The 20,360-nt window shown below is 71.9% G+C and carries 17 protein-coding genes; 9 read left to right on the top strand and 8 right to left on the bottom strand.

From position 1 onward, the window contains the following. Positions 1-252: 252 nt before the first annotated feature. The 6 genes from ACIY1X_RS03180 (at position 253) to ACIY1X_RS03155 (ending at position 7,365) form a co-directional block, all read left to right on the top strand. Entirely contained in the window at positions 253-753 is a 501-nt protein-coding gene (locus tag ACIY1X_RS03180; RefSeq protein ID WP_038218154.1) for a PadR family transcriptional regulator, read from the top strand. A gap of 3 nt (positions 754-756) precedes the next feature. Then, a complete protein-coding gene (locus tag ACIY1X_RS03175; RefSeq protein ID WP_399677941.1) occupies positions 757-1,602 on the top strand; it encodes a siderophore-interacting protein in 846 nt (281 codons plus the stop codon). 150 nt (positions 1,603-1,752) lie between these two features. Continuing rightward, the gene (locus ACIY1X_RS03170; RefSeq protein ID WP_399677939.1) at positions 1,753-2,337 is read left to right on the top strand and encodes a hypothetical protein; all 585 of its coding nucleotides are present in this window, start codon (positions 1,753-1,755) and stop codon (positions 2,335-2,337) included. A 123-nt stretch (positions 2,338-2,460) separates the two neighbouring features. Beyond that, on the top strand, positions 2,461-3,699 hold the full coding sequence (locus tag ACIY1X_RS03165; RefSeq protein WP_399677938.1) for a glycosyltransferase: 1,239 nt from the start codon (positions 2,461-2,463) through the stop codon (positions 3,697-3,699). Positions 3,700-3,922: 223 nt separating this feature from the next. Next, positions 3,923-6,514 (top strand): DNA mismatch repair protein MutS, encoded by a 2,592-nt coding sequence (gene mutS, locus ACIY1X_RS03160; protein ID WP_399677936.1) that lies wholly within the window; start codon positions 3,923-3,925, stop codon positions 6,512-6,514. A 23-nt stretch (positions 6,515-6,537) separates the two neighbouring features. Beyond that, positions 6,538-7,365 carry a proteasome-type protease gene (locus ACIY1X_RS03155; protein WP_038218157.1) on the top strand — a complete coding sequence of 276 codons (828 nt, stop codon included), beginning with the start codon at positions 6,538-6,540 and terminating at the stop codon, positions 7,363-7,365. A 44-nt stretch (positions 7,366-7,409) separates the two neighbouring features. On the opposite strand, the gene ACIY1X_RS03150 is transcribed toward ACIY1X_RS03155, so the two are convergent. Then, positions 7,410-7,715 carry a hypothetical protein gene (locus ACIY1X_RS03150; RefSeq protein ID WP_399677934.1) on the bottom strand — a complete coding sequence of 102 codons (306 nt, stop codon included), beginning with the start codon at positions 7,713-7,715 and terminating at the stop codon, positions 7,410-7,412. Positions 7,716-7,913: 198 nt separating this feature from the next. Between ACIY1X_RS03150 and ACIY1X_RS03145 the strand changes: the two genes are divergently transcribed. Then, positions 7,914-8,603 (top strand): response regulator transcription factor, encoded by a 690-nt coding sequence (locus ACIY1X_RS03145; protein WP_399677932.1) that lies wholly within the window; start codon positions 7,914-7,916, stop codon positions 8,601-8,603. Between the two features lie 32 nt (positions 8,604-8,635). Then, the gene (locus tag ACIY1X_RS03140) at positions 8,636-10,450 is read left to right on the top strand and encodes an ATP-binding protein (protein ID WP_399677931.1); all 1,815 of its coding nucleotides are present in this window, start codon (positions 8,636-8,638) and stop codon (positions 10,448-10,450) included. A 17-nt stretch (positions 10,451-10,467) separates the two neighbouring features. Here ACIY1X_RS03140 and ACIY1X_RS03135 read toward each other — a convergent pair whose 3' ends face one another. From ACIY1X_RS03135 to ACIY1X_RS03115, 5 genes are all read right to left on the bottom strand, one after another. Further along, positions 10,468-11,292, bottom strand: a complete 825-nt coding sequence (locus ACIY1X_RS03135) for an undecaprenyl-diphosphate phosphatase (protein WP_038218165.1) — start codon at positions 11,290-11,292, stop codon at positions 10,468-10,470. A gap of 26 nt (positions 11,293-11,318) precedes the next feature. Further along, positions 11,319-11,987, bottom strand: coding sequence for an aspartate/glutamate racemase family protein (locus tag ACIY1X_RS03130; RefSeq protein WP_038218166.1), 669 nt, complete (start codon positions 11,985-11,987; stop codon positions 11,319-11,321). Then, on the bottom strand, positions 11,984-14,569 hold the full coding sequence (locus ACIY1X_RS03125) for a TRAP transporter permease (RefSeq protein ID WP_399677929.1): 2,586 nt from the start codon (positions 14,567-14,569) through the stop codon (positions 11,984-11,986). The genes ACIY1X_RS03130 and ACIY1X_RS03125 overlap by 4 nt, the downstream gene beginning before the upstream one ends. 117 nt (positions 14,570-14,686) lie before the next feature. Then, complete coding sequence (locus tag ACIY1X_RS03120) at positions 14,687-15,667, bottom strand: TAXI family TRAP transporter solute-binding subunit (protein ID WP_399677927.1); 981 nt, start codon at positions 15,665-15,667, stop codon at positions 14,687-14,689. A 40-nt stretch (positions 15,668-15,707) separates the two neighbouring features. Beyond that, complete coding sequence (locus ACIY1X_RS03115) at positions 15,708-17,033, bottom strand: aspartate aminotransferase family protein (protein ID WP_399677925.1); 1,326 nt, start codon at positions 17,031-17,033, stop codon at positions 15,708-15,710. A 143-nt stretch (positions 17,034-17,176) separates the two neighbouring features. On the opposite strand from ACIY1X_RS03115, the gene ACIY1X_RS03110 reads away from it, so the two are divergent. Further along, positions 17,177-18,043, top strand: coding sequence for a MurR/RpiR family transcriptional regulator (locus ACIY1X_RS03110; protein WP_399677923.1), 867 nt, complete (start codon positions 17,177-17,179; stop codon positions 18,041-18,043). Positions 18,044-18,046: 3 nt separating this feature from the next. Here ACIY1X_RS03110 and ACIY1X_RS03105 read toward each other — a convergent pair whose 3' ends face one another. Next, positions 18,047-19,333: a lytic murein transglycosylase gene (locus ACIY1X_RS03105; RefSeq protein ID WP_399677921.1), complete on the bottom strand. Its 1,287-nt coding sequence runs from the start codon at positions 19,331-19,333 to the stop codon at positions 18,047-18,049. Next, on the bottom strand, positions 19,333-20,358 hold the full coding sequence (locus ACIY1X_RS03100) for an aldo/keto reductase (RefSeq protein WP_399677919.1): 1,026 nt from the start codon (positions 20,356-20,358) through the stop codon (positions 19,333-19,335). Before ACIY1X_RS03100 ends, ACIY1X_RS03105 begins: the two co-directional genes overlap by 1 nt. Positions 20,359-20,360 lie beyond the last annotated feature (2 nt).

The raw sequence follows: 20,360 nt of genomic DNA, 5'->3' as shown, positions 1-20,360 counted from the left end.
TGTCGAAGCCGGGTGCCGCGCTTCGACAGGCTCAGCGTGAACGGGTGAGGGGAGTCGACCGGGGCAAGGGGTGTTCTGCAAAGGTGCGTTGGGTCGCGGGAGCAGGCCCAGGCCCGGTGAGGGGCCGGTGAGGGGCCGGTGAGGGGCCGGACCACGAACACTCCCTCCGGCCATCCCCCCGACAACCTTCATCCCGAAAGGGACAATGTTTTCGATATATCGTTTACTTTCTCGATATAGACGAAACATCGCATGAGAAACATGACTCCCGGCCATGGCAGCGGCCACCGCGTGTTCGGCCGCGGCGGACTGCGGCTGGTGCTGCTGCAGCTGATCGCCGACGCGCCCCGCCACGGCTACGAACTCATCAAGGCCATCGAGGAGCGCCTCGGCGGCCGCTACAGCCCCAGCCCGGGGGTGGTCTACCCCACCCTCACCCTGCTGGAGGAAACGGGGCTGGTACAAGTGGACGCCCCCGATGCGGGCGGACGCAAGCGCTACAGCGTCACCCCCGCCGGCCAGGCCCACCTGGCCGAGCACCGATCCCACACCGATGAACTGATGGCCCGCATGCGCGCGGGCGTGGACGGCGCGGGCCTGCGCGCCGGCCGCCCCCCGCAGGTGACGCGGGCCATCGAGAACCTCAAGCTCGCGATGCGCCTGCGGCTCGCGGGCGAGCCCCTCAACGATGAACAGGCGCACGCCTTCGCGGCCGTGCTCGACCAAGCCGCGCAACACATCGAACGGATCTGACCGATGACCGACACCACCACCCTGTCCCGCCCGGCGCCCGTGCCGCACCCCGAGCGCCTGCCGCAGCGCGTGCGCCACACGCTGCGCTTCCGCCGCCTGTCGGTGCTGCGCACCGAGCGCGTCACCCCGCACCTCGTGCGCATCACCTTCGGCGGCGCCGACATGACGGGTTTCACCAGCCCCGGCTTCGACGACCACGTCAAGCTGTTCTTTCCCGACCCGGCCACCGGCCGGCTGGCCCTGCCCACGGCCGGGCCCGACGGCCCGGTATGGCCCGAGGGCGCCAAGCCTGTGATGCGCGACTACACCCCGCACCACCACGATGCCGACGCCGGCACCGTGCAGATCGACTTCGCCCTGCACGAGGCCGGCCCCGCCACCGCCTGGGCCGAGCACGCCGAACCGGGCGACCTGCTGGGCGTCGGCGGCCCGCGCGGCTCCTTCATCGTGCCCACCGCCTTCGACTGGCACCTGCTGGCCGGTGACGACACCGCCCTGCCCGCCATCGCCCGCCGCCTGGCCGAACTGCCCGCCGGCGCCCGGGCGCTGGTGCTGGCCGAGGTGGACGGCCCCGCCGACGAACTGCCGCTGCCCAGCGCCGCCGACGTGCAGGTGGTGTGGGTGCACCGCAGCGGCAGCGAAGCCGCCGAGCCCCCGCTGCTGGCGGCCCTGCGCCGCACGCCGCTGCCCAGCGGCGACTTCCACGCCTGGATCGGCTGCGAGTCCGCCGCCGCCAAGGCGCTGCGCGCGCACCTGGTCGACGAATGCCGGGCGAACCCGAAGTGGATCCGCGCCTCCGGCTACTGGCGGCGCGGCGCCGCCGGCACGCACGATTCGCTCGACGGCTGACGGCGGCCCGAGGGTCCGGCGGAGGCGGCCGATGCACCGCCACCCCTTTTGTTTTTGAATACAAAAGGAGTAAGATTCTGCAATCCCAGGGAGCAGACATCCGCCGGCACGCAAGACCGGTCCTGCGCAACGCGCCTGCACGCAAGCACCATGACCGACCTCAGCCACTGGCAGACGTTCATGCTCATCGCCGTCATCGCCCTGGGGGTGATCGCCCTGGCCTACCGGCTGGGCGAGCGGCTGCTGACCCGGCGCCAGCAGCGCAAACGCATCCTGGCCGCGCGCGTGCGCTCCGGCCTGGTGCCGCTGGAGATCCCGACCACCACTGCGCGCGCCGCGCTCGACAACCCGAGCACCAGCTTCGGCGCCACCGGCTTCGGCACCACCGAGTTCGGATCGCCCTCCTCCGGCCACGCCTCGCTCTGGGGCCAGCTCGGCGAGGACGAGCAGAACCACCCCATCGTCGACGAGCAGCCGCTCATCCGCATCCGCTACCTCGACATCTACGGCAAGTACGCCGAGCGCACCATCCAGGTCGAGCTGCTGGACCTGCACCGCCAGGCCATCGTCGCCCGGGTCGACAACATCAACGACCCGCGCATCTTCCCGCTCAACCGCATCGCCCAGGCGCGCGACGTGCGCTCCGGCCGGCCCTTCAACCTGGGCCTGTGGGTGGACGCGGTGCGCGTGGCGCGCCGCCGGCGCGAGGCCTCCCACCCGGCCGTGCTGGCCTGAAGGCGGCGGCAGCCCTGCGGCAGCACGAACACCCGGACACCGCAGGGTGGATTTCTTGAGCCAGGGAGCCACGGGAAGCACGAGGCATCCAAGCAGCCCGGCTTCGCACAACGATCGACGCCAGTGACCGGCAGACACTCATCCACGACGTGGCCCCTGGAGGCGCCCGCGGGGCTCCTCGACGCCGCGGGCCGGCCGCTTCCGGCTGCCCGGACCCAGGACCCTGCGCCCGGCTCGCCACCTGTCCTGGCCCCGCCGGCGGCGCAGCGCGGGCCGGCAGCGGCAAGGGCGGGCCGCTACCTCATCGACGACTCGCTGTCGCTGATCAACAGGACCGGCGCCTACCAGATCGCCAAGGACCTGACCGACGCCTTCGCCGCCGAATCCCGCATCCGGCGCTGGCGGCTCTTCGGGCCGAACCTCGCCCAGGGGCTGGCGCGCAAGGTCCTGGCGCGCCTGCTGCTCAGGGAGCTGGAGCTGCTGAAGGACGCCCCGGCCCTGCGCTGGCCGAACCGCGGGCTGCGGCAGCTCTTCCTCGACCCGCTCTACGTGCTGCGCGCGCCGCTGGGCCCGCGCGACATGGTGCTGTGCCACGACGTGGGCCCCCATACCGCCCCCGAGCTGTACCTGCCCGCCACCCGGGCGCTGTACGACCGGGCGTACGCGAAGATCAAGGCGGCCCGGCCCTCCATGGTGTTCGTCAGCGAGACCTCCAGGCGCCAGTTCACCGGCTGGCTGGGCCAGGACTTCCCTTCGCTCAGCGTCATCCCCCTGTACCTGAGGAACGGCATCCATGCCTCGCGCACGGAGCGTGTGCCGTCCGTCGAGGGCCGGTTCCTGCTGTGCGTCGGCGCCCTGGAGCGCCGCAAGAACCACCTCCTGACCATCGAGGCCTTCGCGGCCAGCGGGCTGGCCGGCCAGGGCGTGCAGCTCGTCATCTGCGGCTCCAACGGCGACCAGAAGGACGCCGTGCGGGCCGCCGCGGCGCGGCAGGCCGGCGTGGAACTGCTCGGCTACGTCTCCGACGCGCAGCTCGGGTGGCTCTACCAGAACGCCCTGGGCTTCGTGCTGCCCAGCAAGCTCGAGGGCTTCGGCATGCCCGTCCTGGAGGCGGCGGCCCACGGCCTGCCGGCCATCATCTCCTCCGACGGCGCGCTGTACGAGGCGGTGGGCGGCATCGGCGTGGTGGTCCCGGGCGACGACGTGCCGGGCGTCGCGGCCGCCATGCAGCAGCTCGTCCACATGCCCGCCGACGCGCGCGGCGCCCTGTCCGAACGGCTGAAGGCGCATGCCGGCACGCTGACCCAGCAGCGCTTCCTCGAGCGCTGGCGCGCCGAGATCGACGCCTGGCTCGCCCGCTGAACCCTGCGCGCGCAGCGCGCGCAGGCCCCGGAGGCATCCCCCGATAATCGGCCGCCCGGCTGAAGCGCGCTTTTTCCTGCTGCGCTTCGAGCCCCCGCGTACGGCGCCCCCGATGGGCGGCGCCGGCACGCTTGCCAACCATGCCCATGCCGACAACAGGTTATCGAGGGAAGGCGTGACTGCTGCACATCCGACGAAGCCCGCCCTTTCAGAGCACACCCCCATGATGGCGCAGTACCTGCGCCTCAAGGCCGACCATCCGGACACGCTGCTGTTCTACCGGATGGGCGATTTCTACGAGCTGTTCTACGCCGATGCCGAGAAGGCCTCGCGCCTGATGGACATCACGCTCACCACGCGCGGCCAGTCCGCCGGCGCGCCGGTGGTGATGTGCGGCGTGCCCTTCCACTCGGTCGAGACTTATCTCGCGCGGCTCATCAAGCTGGGCGAATCGGTCGCCATCTGCGAGCAGGTGGGCGAGGTCGGCACCAGCAAGGGGCCGGTCGAGCGCAAGGTGGTGCGCGTCGTCACGCCCGGCACGCTCACCGACGCCGAGCTGCTGGCCGACAAGCGCGACGCGCTGCTGATGGCCGTGCATGCCGGCCCGCGCAACACGCTGGGCCTGGCCTGGCTTTCCGTCACCGGCGCCGACGTGCACCTGGCCGAATGCCCGGCCGATGCGCTGGAGGCCTGGCTGGGCAGGGTCGCGCCGAGCGAGCTGCTCTACAGCGCCGAGGTCACGCCCGCCTTCGAGCAGCGGCTGAAGGCGGCGCGCGAGGCCGGCGGCTTCACGCTCGCCGTGCGGCCGGCCTGGCAGTTCGGCGCCAGCCTGGGCGAGCGCAAGCTGGCCGAGCAGCTCGGCGCCGCCTCGCTCGCGGCCTGGAGCGCCGACGGCCTGGAGCAGGCGCACGCCGCGGCCGCCGCCCTGCTGGGCTATGCGGAACACACGCAGGGCCGCGCGCTCACCCACCTGCAGCGCATCGTGGTCGAGCGCGACGGCGAGCTGATCGAGCTGCCGGCCGCCACCCGCCGCAACCTGGAGCTGGTGCAGACGCTGCGCGGCGAGGACTCGCCGACCCTGTTCTCGCTGCTGGACACCTGCATGACCGGCATGGGCAGCCGCGCCCTGCGCCGCTGGCTGCTGGCGCCGCGGCGCGAGCGGCACGAGGCGCAGCTGCGGCTGGAGGCCATCGCCGCACTGCAGGCGCCCGCGCCCGGCGAGACCGCCGCGCCGTGGAAGCGCCTGCGCGAGCAGTTGAAGAACACCAGCGACGTGGAGCGCATCAGCGCACGCGTCGCGCTGCGGCAGGTGCGGCCGCGCGAGCTGGTCGCGCTGGGCCTGGCGCTGCAGAAGGCGCAGCACCTGGCGCCGCTGCTGCCGGCCGCGGCGACCCTGCTGACCCACGTGGCCGAGGAACTGGCGCCGCCGCCCGGCTGCGCGCAGCTGCTGGCCGCCGCGCTGCTGCCCGAGCCCGCCGCGCTGGTGCGCGACGGCGGCGTGATCGCCACCGGCCACGACGCCGAGCTGGACGAGCTGCGCGCCATCAGCGAGAACGCCGACGGCTTCCTGATCGAGCTGGAGGCGCGCGAGCGCAACCTCACCGGCATCGCCAACCTGAAGGTGCAGTTCAACCGCGTGCACGGCTTCTACATCGAGGTGACGCAGAGCGCCCTCTCGAAGGTGCCCGACCACTACCGCCGCCGCCAGACGCTGAAGAACGCCGAGCGCTTCATCACGCCGGAGCTCAAGGCCTTCGAGGACAAGGCGCTGTCGGCGCAGGAGCGCGCCCTGGCGCGCGAGAAATGGCTGTACGAGCAGCTGCTCGACGCCCTGCAGGCCCACGTGCCTGCCCTCACCCGCCTGGCCGACGCACTGGCCACGCTCGACGCGCTGTGCGCCCTGGCCGAGCGCGCCCACACGCTGGGCTGGAGCGCGCCGCACTTCGTCGCCCACCCCTGCATCGAGATCGAGCAGGGCCGCCACCCGGTGGTGGAGGCGCGGCTGGCCGAGCGCTCGGCCGGCGCCTTCATCGCCAACGACACGCGCCTGGGGCCGAGCCAGCGCATGCAGGTCATCACCGGTCCCAACATGGGCGGCAAGTCCACCTACATGCGGCAGGTGGCACTGATCGTGCTGCTGGCCTCGATGGGCTCCTTCGTGCCGGCGGCGAACTGCCGGCTCGGGCCCATCGACGCCATCCACACCCGCATCGGCGCCGCCGACGACCTGGCCAACGCACAGTCCACCTTCATGCTCGAGATGACCGAAGCCGCGCAGATCCTGCACGGCGCCACGCCGCAGTCGCTGGTGCTGATGGACGAGATCGGCCGCGGCACCAGCACCTTCGACGGGCTGGCGCTGGCCGCCGGCATCGCGGCGCACCTGCACGACCGCACCAAGGCCTTCGCCCTCTTCGCCACGCACTACTTCGAGTTGACCGAGTTCCCGGCCACGCACCATGCGGCGGTGAACATGCACGTGAGCGCGACCGAGTCGGGCCGCGACATCGTCTTCCTGCACGAGCTGCAGCCCGGGCCCGCCAGCCGCAGCTACGGCATCCAGGTGGCGCGGCTGGCCGGCATGCCGGCGGCGGTGGTCAACCATGCGCGCCAGGCGCTGGAGGCGCTGGAGGCGCAGCAGAGCGAGACGCGCGCGCAGGTCGACCTGTTCGCGCCGCCGCCCGCGGCCGAAACGCCGCAGGACAGCCCCATAGAATCCGCCGTGGCCGCGCTCGACCCCGACGCGATGAGCCCCAGGGAGGCGCTGGAAGCGCTCTACAAACTCAAGAAACTGCACGAACGCGAGCGGGCCTGAGGGGGCCCTGCCGCGCCACACCCATGACGTACTGCGTAGGCATCAAACTCAACGCCGGGCTGGTGTTCCTGTCCGACTCGCGCACCAACGCGGGGGTCGACCACATCAGCACCTTCCGCAAGATGATCGTCTACGAGCAGCCGGGCGAGCGCGTCATGGTGCTGCTGTCGGCCGGCAACCTCAGCATCTCGCAATCGGTGCGCGAGATCCTGCAGACCGAGGAGCTGCAGGAGCCCGGCAGCGACACCCCCACCACGATCTGGAACGCGCGCAGCATGTTCGACGCCGCGCGCGTGCTGGGCGCGGCCGTGCGCCACGTCTACGACCGCGACGCCGAGGCGCTCAAGCACGCCGGGGTGGACTTCAACGTCACCTTCGTCTTCGGCGGGCAGATCAAGGGCGAGGGGATGCGCCTGTTCCTCGTCTATTCGGCCGGCAACTTCATCGAGGCCACCACCGAGACGCCCTACTTCCAGATCGGCGAATCGAAGTACGGCAAGCCGGTGCTCGACCGCGTGCTCACGCCCGAGACGCCGCTGGCCGAGGCCGCCAAGTGCGCGCTGGTGTCGATGGACTCGACCATGAAGTCCAACCTCTCGGTGGGCCTGCCGCTGGACCTGGTGGTCTACGAGGCCGGCGGCCTGGCCGCCGACAAGATCGTCTGCATCGACGCCGACAACCCCTACTACCGCATGATCCACGACGGCTGGGGCCAGAAGCTGCGCGAGGTGTTCGACAGCCTGGAAGACCCGGTGTGGGACGACGCGGCCACCGAGCACCCGCTGAAGATGCCGGCGGTGCGGCACGAGGCGCTGCGCAAGATCTCCACGCCCGAGGAAAAGCTCATCTGAGCGGGTTTCCGCCGCGCCGTGGCAGCCGGCCCCCGCGCCGAGCCTCAGCGGCCGGCGTGCCCGGACGCGCCGCGGCGCCGCGACAGCGCCGCCAGGAAGCGCTCGGCCAGCCCCCGGGGGTTGCGGCGCAGCAATTCGGTGGTGCAGGCGCCCACCACGCTGCCCTCATAGCGCATCTGCACGCGCGGGAAATAGTGGCCCAGCGAGTCCCCTGCGTCCTGCAGGCAGGTTTCCAGCGAATCGAAGGCGCTCTCGTAGCAGGCGGCGTCGCCCTCGCGCGAGCCGTCCGTGGTGATGCTGTACGCGTAACGGTCGGGGCGGAGCTGATGGATATCCAGTAACAAATTCATGACAATCTCCCGGCAAGAACTGCTGTCAAGCCAAGAATTTCCGAAGCGCGCCCTTTGATTCGTTACGAGAGGCGCAAAAAATGAGGACGAAAGATACAAAATGTGGACTTTCGCACCAATCCCCGAAAACTGGTACCTCTTTGGTACTAATCCCTTCCCCGGGGGACGGTGCGGCGGTCTTGGCAAGGAGCAGTCCCCTTGGAAGTGATCGAACCGGTCCACCTGAGCCCTGCGCTGGTGGTGGATGACGAGCCGGCCGTGCGGCAGCGCCTGGCCGGCGTATTGCAGGGCCTGGGCTGCCCGCCCGAGGCCATCGCCACGGCCGAGAGCGTGGCGAAGGCGCGCGACCGCGTGGGCGAGCGCCGCTTCGGCGTGGTGCTGGTGGACATCGGCCTGCCCGACGGCAGCGGCGTCGAGTTCATCGGCTGGATGCGCCGCCACCAGCCCGACACGCCCGCCGTGGTGATCTCGGCCTGGCGCACCGAGGACGTGATCGTCAGCGCGCTGCGCGCCGGGGCGATCGGCTACCTGCTCAAGGAGCGCGACGACCTGGAGCTGAGCCTGGCGCTGCGCAGCATCGAGCGCGGCGGCGCGCCGATCGACCCCTTCGTCGCGCGCCGCATCATGGGCCTGCTGGCCGCGCCCGGCCCGCCGGGCGGCGGCAGCCCCGTGCCGCCCGACGGCGAGCCCGTCCCCTCGCTCAGCCCGCGTGAACGCGAGATCCTCCGCCTGGTCGCCCAGGGCCTGAGCAACCGCGAGATGGCGGACCTGCTTTCGATCTCGAAGCTGACGGTCGAATGCCACACCAAGAACATCTACCGCAAGCTGGTGGTGAACTCGCGCACCGAGGCGGTGTTCGAGGCGCGCCGGCACGGGCTGCTTTCCTGATCCGGCGCGGATGGCTGGCGCCGCTGCTGGCGATGCTGGCGCTGCTGCTGGCAGCCCCGGCACCGGCGGCGGCGGGGGAACCGCTCGAACTGGCCCGGGCACAGGCCGTGCGCGGCGGCTGGCACGACACGGCGCCGCCCGAGACGGGTTGGCAGGCGGTCGACCTGCCCGACAACTGGGCCACCCGCTGGCCGTCCCACGACGGCGTCGTCTGGTACCGCTTCACCTGGCAGCACGCCGGCGACGCCCCCGCGGCGCTGATGCTGGCGTGGATCAACATGGCCGGCAGCGTGTACGTGAACGGCATCGAGCTGCACCGCGACGCCAGCCTGCTGGAGCCGCTCACGCGCAGCTGGAACACGCCGCGCCAGTGGCTGGTGGCGCCGGCGCTGCTGCGCGAGGGCGAGAACACCGTGCTGGTGCGGGTGGCCGGCATGGCTGCCTACCAGGGCGGGCTGCCGCCGCTGCTGGCGGGCGAGCCGGCGCAGGTGCAGGCCCGCTACGAGGAGGAGCTGCTGTGGCGCCACGACCTGCCCCTGGTCGCCATGGCCGCCAGCGTGGTGATCGTCCTGCTGTTCGGCGGCCTGTGGCTGATGCGCCCGCGCGAGACGGCCTATGCCTGGTTCGCGCTGATGTCGCTGGCCTGGCTGCTGTTCGAGTTCAACCACCTGGCGACCTCGCCCTGGCCGCTGGCGGGCACCGACGCCTGGCAGGCGCTGAACACCTCGCTGCTGGTCTTCTTCGCCGCCGCCTTCCTGCTGTTCGTGCTGCGATTGCGGCGCGAGGAAGGGGCGCCGCTGGTGGAGGCCGCCATCTGGCTCGCCGCGGTGCTGGCCTGGGCCGACCTGTGGAGCCTGCCGCGCACCGGCATGGCCGCGCACCGGGCGCTGTGGAGCAGCGTGGCCGCCGCCGCGACGGCCGCGGCGGCCGTGGGCGTGTTCGCCGTGCGCTGGCCGGTCTCCAGCCGGCGCGAGCGGACGCTGCTGCTCGTGCTGATGCTGATCGTGCTGGCGGCGGCGGCACACGACCTGCTGGTGTTCCTGCAATGGGTGCCGGGCACGCGCTACTACGCCGGCATCGCCTCCTGCGCGCTGCTGGTGGCGCTGGCCGTGCTGCTGGCGCGCCGCTTCACGCAGGCGCTGCGCGAGACGGAGCAGTTCAACGCACGCCTGATCGCCCAGGTCGAGGCGGCGAAGACCGAGCTGCGCGACACGCTGGAGCGCACGCACGCGCTCAAGCTGATGCATGCGCGCGCCCATGAGCGGGTGGCGCTGGCCAGCGACCTGCACGACGGCCTGGGCGGCATGCTGGTGGGCAGCATCGCCTCGCTGGAGCACGCCTCGCAGCCGGTGCCGCAGGACCGCATCCTCGCCATGCTCAAGGACCTGCGCGACGACCTGCGGCTGATCCTGGACGCCACCGGCCAGCAGCCGGGGCTGCAGCCGCTGGACGACGTGATCGCCCCGCTGCGCCACCGCCTGGGCACGCTCTTCGAGGCCAACGGCATCGTCTGCCGCTGGCACCTGCTCAACGTCGGCGACCTGACGCTCACCACCTCGCTGAACATCGGCGTGCTGCGCTTCCTGCAGGAAGCGCTGACCAACGTGCTCAAGCACAGCGGCGCGCGCCGGGCGGACGTCTACGTCACCCGCACCCGCACCCACCTGCGGCTGGACGTGCGCGACGACGGCCGCGGCTTCGCCGTCGAGTCGGCCGGCGACGCGCCGGGCAACGGCCTGCGCAACATGCGCACGCGCGCCGAGCGGCTGGCCGGCGTGGTGCAGTGGCAGTCGCGGCCGGGCCGCACGGTGGTCACGCTGCTGATCGACCTGCTCTCGGCGCGCTAGCTAGCGCGGCAGCCAGCTCACTCGGCCCACTGCACCACGCCGCTCCAGGCCGTGGCCAGCACCACGATGCCGAAGGCGATGCGGTACCAGGCGAAGGGCACGAAGCTGTGGCTGGAGATGTAGCGCAGCAGCCAGCGCACGCACAGCCAGGCGCTCACGAAGGAGAACACCAGGCCCACCGCGAACAGCGGGATGTCGGCCGCCGAGAGCAGCGCGCGCTCCTTGTAGAGGCTGTAGACGCCGGCGCCGATGAGCGTGGGGATGGCCAGGAAGAAGGAGAAGTCCGTCGCGGCCTTGCGCGACAGGCCCAGCAGCATGCCGCCGATGATGGTCGCGCCCGAGCGGCTGGTGCCAGGGATCATGGCGAAGCACTGCACCAGGCCGACCTTGAGCGCGTCCCAGGGCGTCATGTCGTCCACATGCTCCACGCGCACGGCGCCGGGCGGGCGCTTCTCGGCCCAGAGGATGACGAAGCCGCCGAGGATGAAGGTGGTGGCCACCACCACCGGCGTGAACAGGTTCGCCTTGATGGCCTTGCCGAACACCAGGCCCAGCACCACCGCCGGCAGGAAGCCGATCAGCACGTTGAGCGCGAAGCGCCGCGCCTTCGGCTGGCGCGGCAGCGCCGTGACGGTCGAGCGGATCTTCTGCCAGTACACCAGGATGACGGCGAAGATCGCGCCGGTCTGGATGGCGATGTCGAACACCTTGGCCTTGCCGTCGTCGAAACCCAGCAGCGCGCCGGCGAGGATGAGGTGGCCGGTGGACGAGATGGGGAGGAATTCGGTCAGACCCTCCACGATGCCCATGACCGCGGCCTTGACCAAGAGAACGATATCCAAACTGACGCTCCTACAAAGAGCGCCGATTATCGCGAGGGGTCAGGGTCCTCCCGGATGCGCTCGCGCAGCGCCCGTACCGCGCTGCCCGGCGTGGTCAGCACCGGCACCTGCGCCGGCAGCTCGCGGCGCAGCAGCGGCGCCGCCCGCGCCATGCTGAACTGCGCCAGCGCGATCACCTCGCAGCCCTCGGCCAGCAGCGCCCGCGCGGCGTGCAGCACGGCCTCGTCGTGCGCCTGCACGCGGCCCTCGTCCAGCGCCTGCAGGGCGCCTTCGGCCAGCCGGGTGCGCAGCGGCACCGCGGCGGGGAATTCCGGCGGCATGCTCCGCAGCGTGGGCGCGAAGGAGGCGATCAGCCCGACCCGGCCGCCGGAGCGCGCCGCGTCGGCGATCATCGCCTCGTTGGGCTTGAGCACCGGCATGTGCGGCCGCCGCGCCGCCGCGGCCTCGATGCAGGGCCCGAAGGCCGAGCAGGTGAACAGGATGCCCCTCGCGCCGGTGCCTTCGGCGTAGGCGCTCAGCGTCTCGAAGCGCCGGTGCATCGCCTCGTCGAGCCCGCGGCCGGACCGGGCCAGGTCGGCCGAGAGGCTGTCGTCCAGCAGGTTCATGCGCTGGCATGCGGGCCAGGCCCGCGCCATCTCCTCGTTGATGGGCGCGACCGAGTGGGCCAGCGCGTGGATCAGGGCGACGCGCGTCATGCCACCCCCTTGGCGCCCAGCGGCTCGGCGCGCGCGCGCCGGCCCTGCCCCCACCACAGCAGCAGCACCAGCAGCGTCGCGGGCAGGTAGATCCAGTAGGCGGAGGGCCGGTCGCTGGGCACCATCACCGCGGCCACTTCCCAGCCGGGCTCGAAGCCGCTCTTGCGCGCCTGGCTGCCGAAGCGCACGTTGGCGATCCGCACCTGCTCGCCCAGCGACGTGACGGTCAGGCCCGCCTTCTGCAGCCGCTCGCGCCCGGGCCCGGCTTCGTCGAGCTGCACCGCGACGGTCTTGCGCACCTCGTCGCCCTCGATGTTGGTGCCGTGGATCTGCAGCACCAGCCGCTCCTTCTCGCCCAGCGCCTCGGCCGACTCGAAGATCCGGCTGGCCGGCGCCTCGCTGTAGGGCGCGGCGTACTGGTCCACCACCCAGTCGGGGCGGAACAGCAGGAAGGTGGCGACCAGCAGCAGCAGCACCTCCCACCAGCGGCAGCGGGTGCGGAACCAGCCCATGGTGGCTGCCGCGAAGGTGAGCGAGGCCAGCGTGGCGGTGAGAGCGACCAGCGCGATCTCCCACCAGCCGCGCACGTCGATCATCAGCAGCGCCGGATTGAAGACGAAGACGAAGGGAAGCACCACCGTGCGCATGGCGTACAGCGAACCCTGCACGCCGGTCCTGATCGGGTCCTCGCCCGAGATCGCCGCCGCGGCGAAGGTGGCCAGGCCCGCCGGCGGCGTGACGTCGGCCACGATGCCGTAGTAGAAGACGAACAGGTGCACCGCGATGAGCGGGATCACCAGCCCCGACTGCGCGCCCAGCTCGACGATGACCGGCGCCATCAGCGAGGCCATCAGCACGTAGTTGGCGGTGGTGGGCACGCCCAGGCCCAGCACCAGGCAGACGAAGGCGGTGAACAGCAGCATCAGGATCACGTTGCCCTGCGACACCAGTTCCACGAAGTCGGTCATGCGGAAGCCCAGCCCGGTGAGCGTGATGCCGCCGACGATGATGCCCGCCGTCGCGGTGGCGATGCCGATGCCGATCATGTTGCGGCTGCCGTCGTTCAGGCCCTGGACGACCTCGTTCGCGCTGTCCTTCCACGCCTGCAGCGGCATGCCGCGGCCGCGGAAGAAGGCCAGCAGCGGCCGCTGCGTGAGCATCAGCACGATCATGGTCACGGTGGCCCAGAAGGCCGACAGCGCGGGCGAGAGCTCGTCCACCGCCAGGCACCAGATCAGCACGCCGATGGGGATCAGGTAGTAGAGGCCGGCGCGCACCGTGGGCCAGGCCTGCGGCAGCACGGGGTTGTTGACGTCGATGTCCTCCGGCAGGTCGGGGCTGCGCGCAGCCACCCGCAGCAGCCAGACGTACAGGCCTGCCAGCAGCCCGATCAGCACCCAGGGCGCGGCCGCGCCGAGCAGCGCGCGCGCGCCGATGGCGATCCAGTACACCGCGCCCATCACGGCGATGGTGCCCGAGATGCCGAGCGCGCGGCCGGTGAACTTCTGCCGCGCGGTGCGCGCCTGCGCCATCGCCATCGGCCTGATGCCCAGCTTCACCGCCTCCAGGTGGACGATGTAGAACAGCGCGATGTAGGAGATGACGGCCGGCAGCAGCGCGTGCCTGATGATGTCCACGTAGGGGATACCCACGTACTCCACCATCAGGAAGGCCGCGGCGCCCATCACCGGCGGCATGATCTGGCCGTTGATGGACGAGGCGGTCTCGATCGCGCCGGCCTTCACGCCGCCGTAGCCGGCCTTCTTCATCAGCGGGATGGTGAAGATGCCGCCGGTGACCACGTTGGACACCGACGAGCCCGAGATCAGCCCGTTGAGCGCCGACGAGACCACCGCCACCTTGGCCGGCCCGCCGCGCAGGTGGCCCAGCAGCGCGAAGGACACCTGCATCATGTAGTTGCCGCCGCCGGCGCGGTCGAGCAGCGCGCCGAACAGCACGAAGATGTAGATGAAGGCCACCGACACGCCCAGCGCCACGCCGTACACGCCCTCGGTCGTCAGCCACATGTGCGAGGCCATGCGCTCCAGCGAGGCGCCCTTGTGCGCGATCACGTCGGGCAGCCAGGGCCCCAGGAAGACGTAGCCCAGGAACACGATGCCCAGGATCGCCATCGGCAGGCCCACCGCGCGGCGGGTGGCCTCCAGCAGCAGCACCAGCCCCGCGCAGGCGGTGGCGACGTCCATCGCCGTCGGCTGGCCGGGCCGCGTGGCCAACTCGCGGTAGAACAGCATCAGGTAGGCGCCCGCGAAGGCGGCCGCCAGCGCCAGCGCCCAGTCCTGCAGCGGGATGCGGTCGCGCGGCGAGCGCCGCGTCGCCGGAAAGGCCAGGAAGGCCAGGAACAGCGCGGTGCCCAGGTGGATGGCGCGCGCCTCGGTGTCGTTGAGCACGCCGAAGCCCAGCATGAAGGGCAGCGGCGAGGCGTACCAGAGCTGGAACAGCGCCCAGCCCACCGCGCCGATGAAGATCACCATGCCGGGCGCGCCGCCGGCCGTGCGGCCGCCGGTGTCGACGTCCGCCACCAGTTGCTGCAGTTCCGGGGATGCCTTGTCGAGGTCACTCATGTACCGGCCATCCTTTCCCCTGTGCTACGGGGTTCAGTCCTGTTCCCGAAAAAGGCGGATGGCCTTGCGGGATCCATCCGCCTCCCTGCACCCGCATCGGGCGTGCGCGGCGCCGGGTTACTTCACCCAGCCCTTTTCCTTGTAGTAACGCAGCGCGCCCTCGTGCAGCGGCGCGGTCTGCCCCGCCTTGACCATGTCCTCGGGCTTGAGGTTGGCGAAGGCCGGATGCAGGCGCTTGAAGTCCTCGAAGTTGTCGAACACCGCCTTGACCACCTGGTAGATGGTGTCGGCCGGCACCTTGGCGGAGCTGACGAAGGTGGCCAGCACGCCGTAGGTCTCGGTGGCCTGCGGGTTGTTCGGATACAGCCCGGCGGGGATGGTGGCCTTGGCGAAGTAGGGGTTGTCGGCCACCAGCTTGTCGACCACCGGGCCGGTCAGCGGCACCAGCTTGGCGCCGCAGCTCGTGGTCGGGTCCTGGATGTTGGCCGAGGGGTGGCCCACCGCGTAGAAGAAGCCGTCGATCTTGCCGTCGCACAGCGCGGGGCCGTGCTCGTCGGCCTTGAGTTCGGAGGCGAGGCCGAAGTCGCTCATCTTCCAGCCCAGCGCGTTGACGAGCTGGGTGGACGAGGCCAGCGTGCCCGAGCCCGGGTTGCCGACGTTGAAGCGCTTGCCCTTGAAGTCCTCGAACTTCGCGATGTTGGCTTCCTTGCGCGCCACCACGGTGAAGGGCTCCGGGTGCAGCGAGAACACCGCGCGCAGCTCGGGGTAGGCGCCGGCGCTCTGGAACTGGCCCTGCCCCTTCACCGCGTTGAACTGCACGTCGCTCTGCGCCACGCCCATGTCCAGCTCGCCGGCCTTGATGGTGTTGATGTTGAACACCGAGCCGCCGGTGGACTCCACCGAGCAGCGGATGCCGTGCTGCGCGCGGTCCTTGTTGACCAGGCGACAGATCGCGCCGCCGGCCGCGTAGTACACGCCGGTCACGCCGCCGGTGCCGATGGTGACGAACTTGGACTGCGCCATCGCGGGCACGGCGGCCAGGCCGGACGCGGCCACGGCGAGCGCGCCGGCCAGCGCGGGGAACGGGTTCTTCTTCATCACTGCTTTCTCCTCGGTTCGGGTTGGAAAGGGGAAACGCTCACGCGGCCAGTGCCGCGTCCAGCGCCGTCGCCAGCAGCCGGGCGATCTGCGCCAGGTCGGCCTCGCTGGCGATGAACGGCGGCGCGAGCAGCACGTGGTCGCCCTGCCGCCCGTCGACGGTGCCGCCCATCGGGTACACCAGCAGGCCCCGCGCCATCGCCGCCTGCTTGACGCGCGCGTGCAGCCGGCGGGCCGGGTCGAAGGGCGTCTTGCCGACGCGCTCGGCCACGAGTTCGACGCCCCAGAAGAAGCCGCGCCCGCGGATGTCGCCCACGTGCGGGTGCGCGCCCAGCGCCTCGCGCAGCAGGCGGCCGAAGACCTCGCCGCGCTCGCGCACCCGGGCCAGCAAGCCGTCGCGGTGGATGACCCGCTGCACCGCCAGCGCCGCCGCGCAGGCGACCGGGTGGCCGAGGTAGGTGTGGCCGTGCTGGAAGAAGCCGCTGCCGCTGGACATGGCCTCCACGATGCGGCGCTGGGCGAGCACCGCGCCCACCGGCTGGTAGCCGCCGCCCAGCCCCTTGGCGACGGTGACGAGGTCGGGCACCACGCCCTCCTGCTCGCAGGCGTAGAGCGTGCCGGTGCGGCCCATGCCGCACATCACCTCGTCGAGGATCAGCAGCACGCCGTGGCGGTCGCAGACCTCGCGCACCGCCTTGAAGTAGCCCGGCACCGGCGTCAGCACGCCGGCAGTGGCGCCGCCCACCGTCTCGGCGACGAAGGCGATCACGCGGCCCGCGCCCTGCGCCAGGATGGCCTGCTCCAGCTCGTCGGCCAGCCGCTGGCCGTACTGCTGCGCGCTCTCGCCCTCGCGCTGCTCGCGGTAGGGATAGCAGGGCGACACGTGCGTGGCCGGCACCAGGATGGGCGCGAAGGGCTCGCGCCGCCAGGCGTTGCCGCCGACGGCCAGCGCGCCCAGCGTGTTGCCGTGATAGCTCTGGCGGCGCGCGATGAAGTGGGTGCGCTGCGGCTGGCCGGTCTCCACGAAGTACTGGCGCGCCATCTTCAGCGCCGCCTCCACGGCCTCCGATCCGCCGCTGACCAGGTAGGCATGGCTCGTGCCCTCGGGCGCGGTGCGCACCAGTTCGTCGGCGAGCTGCTCCGCCACCTCGGTGGTGAAGAAGCTGGTGTGGGCGTAGGCCAGCCGGTCGATCTGCGCGTGCATGGCGGCGATCACGTCGGGGTGGCCGTGGCCGAGCGAGGAGACGGCCGCGCCGCCCGAGGCGTCGAGGTACGCCCGGCCCTGCGCGTCGCGGATGAACATCCCGCTGGCGGACACGGCCTGCGGCGGGGTGTGGCGCAGGTGGCGGTGGAAGACGTGGCTCATGGCGAGAGGGAATTCGGAACTAATGTTTTGAGAAATTCTGTTTTGGAACAAATGTTCCGTCAACCCTCGATAGCCCTGATGGTGGAACACCTCATACCGCTTTCGGTACATTCGTTCCACCCTGTCGCCACCCTCCTCCCGCCATGCCCTCCGTCCAGGAACAGATCCGCCAGCGCTTTCCCGAACTGAGCCCCGCGCTGCAGCGGATCGCCCGCTACCTGCTGGACCACCCGGCCGAGGTGGTGACGACCTCGATGCGCCGCATCGGCGTGCACGCCGACGCCACGCCGGCGACGCTGGTGCGCTTCGCGCAGCACTTCGGCTTCGACGGCTGGCCGCCGCTGAAGGCGGCCTTCGCCGCCGAGATGGGCCTGGGCCCGCAGGCCTACGGTGAACGGGCCCAGCAGCTCATCGGCCGCGCGCGCGAGGCGGGCCTGGCGGACGAGATGTTCGAGGTGCAGCGCCGCAACCTGGAGGAGACGCAGGCGCACTGCGCCCCTTCGCTGGAGCGGGTCTGCGCGGTGCTGGAGAAGGCGCCCGCCGTGCATGCCGCGGGCTTTCGCGCCTGCTATCCGATCGCCTTCGCCTTCGTCTACCTGTACCGGCTGTTCCGGCCCTCGGTGCACCTGGTGGACGGCCTGGGCGGCGCGCTGGAGATGCAGCAGCGCAGCTTCGCCCGGGGCGACGCGCTGCTGGTGGCCAGCTTCGCGCCCTACTCGCGCGAGGCGCTGCAGGTGGCCCAGGCCGCGCGCGCGGCCGGCTGCCGCGTGATCGCGCTGACCGACAGCAGCACCTCGCCGCTGTCGCTGCAGGCGCACGAGACGCTGCTGTTCGCCAACCACAGCCCTTCGTTCTTCCCCTCGGTGTCGGCCGGCATGACGCTGGCCGAGACCCTGCTGGAGCTGCTGGCCAGCCGCGCCGGCAAGGCCGCCGTGCGCCGCATCGACGAGGCGGAGCGCCAGCTGCACGAATCCGGCGCCTACCTGGAGGCGCCGCGCAGCCGGGCCTGACGCTCAGGGCTGCTGCAGCCGCTGCAGCAGGTCCGCGGTCGGGAAGCCGTCGGCCGGCAGGCCGGCGCTGCGCTGCCAGTCGCGCAGCGCGCGGCGGGTGGCGGCGCCGGCAACGCCGTCGGGCTCGCCGGGGTCGAAGCCCCGCGCCTTCAGCGCCTGCTGCAGCGTGCGCACCTGGCTGCGCGTGAGCGGCACCAGGTCGCGCGGCCAGGCGGCCTGCACGCCCTCGCCGCCCGCCAGCCGCTGGGCCAGCAGGCCGACGCCCAGGGCGTAGCTGGTCGAGTTGTTGTAGCGCAGCAGCGCGCGGAAGTTGGGCCCGGCCAGGAAGGCCGGGCCGCGCGCACCGGCCGGCAGCAGCAGCTGCGCATCGGGCAGCGGTGGCAGCGCGGCGCCGGATGCGGACTGCACGCCCTCGGCGGCCCAGGCGGCGGCGTCCTGGCGCACGCCGGCATCGGCGCGCGCCACGTCGAAGCCGGGCGGCAGGCGCACTTCCACGCCCCAGGGCTGACCCGCCTGCCAGCCGGAGCGGGCCAGGAAGCTGGCGGTGGAGGCCATCACGTCGGCCATGCTGCCCCAGATGTCGCGCCGGCCGTCGCCGTCGGCGTCGACGGCGTGGCCGAGGAAGGTCGAGGGCATGAACTGCGTCTGCCCCATGGCGCCGGCCCAGGAGCCGATCATGTGGGCGCGGTCGATGTCGCGGTTGTCGATGATGCGCAGCGCGGCCAGCAGCTCCCTGCGCGCCCAGTCGGCGCGGCGGCCGTCGAAGGCCAGGGTCGCCAGCGCGTCGACGGTCGGCGTGTCGCCGACGTTGGCGCCGTAATTGCTCTCCATGCCCCAGACGGCGCCCAGCACCTCGGCCGGCACGCCGTAGCGCGCGGCGGCGGCATCGGCCTCGGGGCGCACGCGCGCCAGCTGCTCCTGCCCGCGGGCGACTCGCGCGTCGCTGACGGCGGTGTCGAGGTAGTCCCACACGGCGCGGGTGAACTCGGGCTGCGCGCGGTCCAGCTCGACCACGCGCGGCAGGTACTGCGCCGGGTCGAGCGCGGCCGCCAGCGTCGCCTCGCCGATGCCGGCGGCGCGCGCCTCGGCGCGGAAGGCGGCCAGCCAGGCGGCGAAGCCGTTGGCGGGCGCCGCCGCCTGGGGCGCCGGTGGCACGGGCGTCGGCGCGGGCTGCGCCTGCGGCTGCTGCTGGGGCCCCTGCGGCGGCTGCGACGCGCAGGCCGCCAGCGCCAGGGCGGCCAGGCCCGCGGCCCATCGCCGGGCGGCCGGTGCGGCGGCGAGCCAGGGCATCAGACGTGCCCCGTCACCGCATGCGGGCGGTACGGCGCCTCCAGCCGCGCGATCTCGTCGGCCGACAGCGCCACGTCCAGCGCCGCCACGGCCTGGTCGAGCTGCCAGGTCTTGCTGGCGCCGACGATCGGCCCGGCGATGCCCTTGTGCAGCAGCCAGGCGTAGGCCAGCGTGGCGTTGGTCAGGCCGCGCTCGCCGGCCAGTTGCGTCAGCGCCTCCACCACGGCGAAGTCGCTGTCGGCGTAGTAGTACTTCTGGGCGATGTCGTCGGTCTGGGCGCGGCTGGTGGCGCCGGCGGCCTTGTCGTCGGCCTTGCGGTTGCCGGCCAGGAAGCCGCGCGCCAGCGGGCTCCAGGGGATCAGGCCCACGCCCTGGTCGTGGCACAGCGGGATCATCTCGCGCTCTTCCTCGCGGTAGACCAGGTTGTAGTGGTTCTGCATCGAGACGAAGCGCGTCCAGCCGTTCTCCCTGGCGACCTGCTGCGCCTTGGCGAACTGCCAGGCGAACATGCTGGAGGCGCCGATGTAGCGCACCTTGCCGCTCTTCACGATGTCGTGCAACGCCTCCATCGTCTCCTCGATCGGCGTCTCGTGGTCCAGGCGGTGGATCTGCCAGAGGTCGATGTAGTCGGTGCCCAGCCGGCGCAGCGAGTCGTCCACCGCGTGGAACAGGCGCTTGCGCGAGAGGCCGTCGGCGTTGGGCCGGCGGTCCGGCTTGGCGGCGGCGCTGTTGCCGCCCTTGAAGTCCAGCGCGACGGGATAGTAGGCCTTGGTGGCGATCACCGTCTCCTCGCGCCGGCAGAACTCGCGCACGAACTGGCCCGTCAGCACCTCCGACTCGCCGGCCGAGTACATGTCGGCCGTGTCGAAGAAATTGATGCCCAGCTCCACCGCGTGGCGCACCACCTCGCGCGAGGGGCCCGCCTCCAGCACCCACGGCCGCCACTTCGGCGTGCCGTAGGTCATCATGCCCAGGGCGATGCGGGAAACCGTGAGGCCGGTGCGGCCGAGGCGGGTGTAGTGCATGG

This window comes from Xenophilus sp., assembly GCF_044462705.1.
GTDB lineage: Bacteria > Pseudomonadota > Gammaproteobacteria > Burkholderiales > Burkholderiaceae_C > Xenophilus > Xenophilus azovorans.
This window is presented reverse-complemented; position numbering and strand designations above follow the sequence as displayed.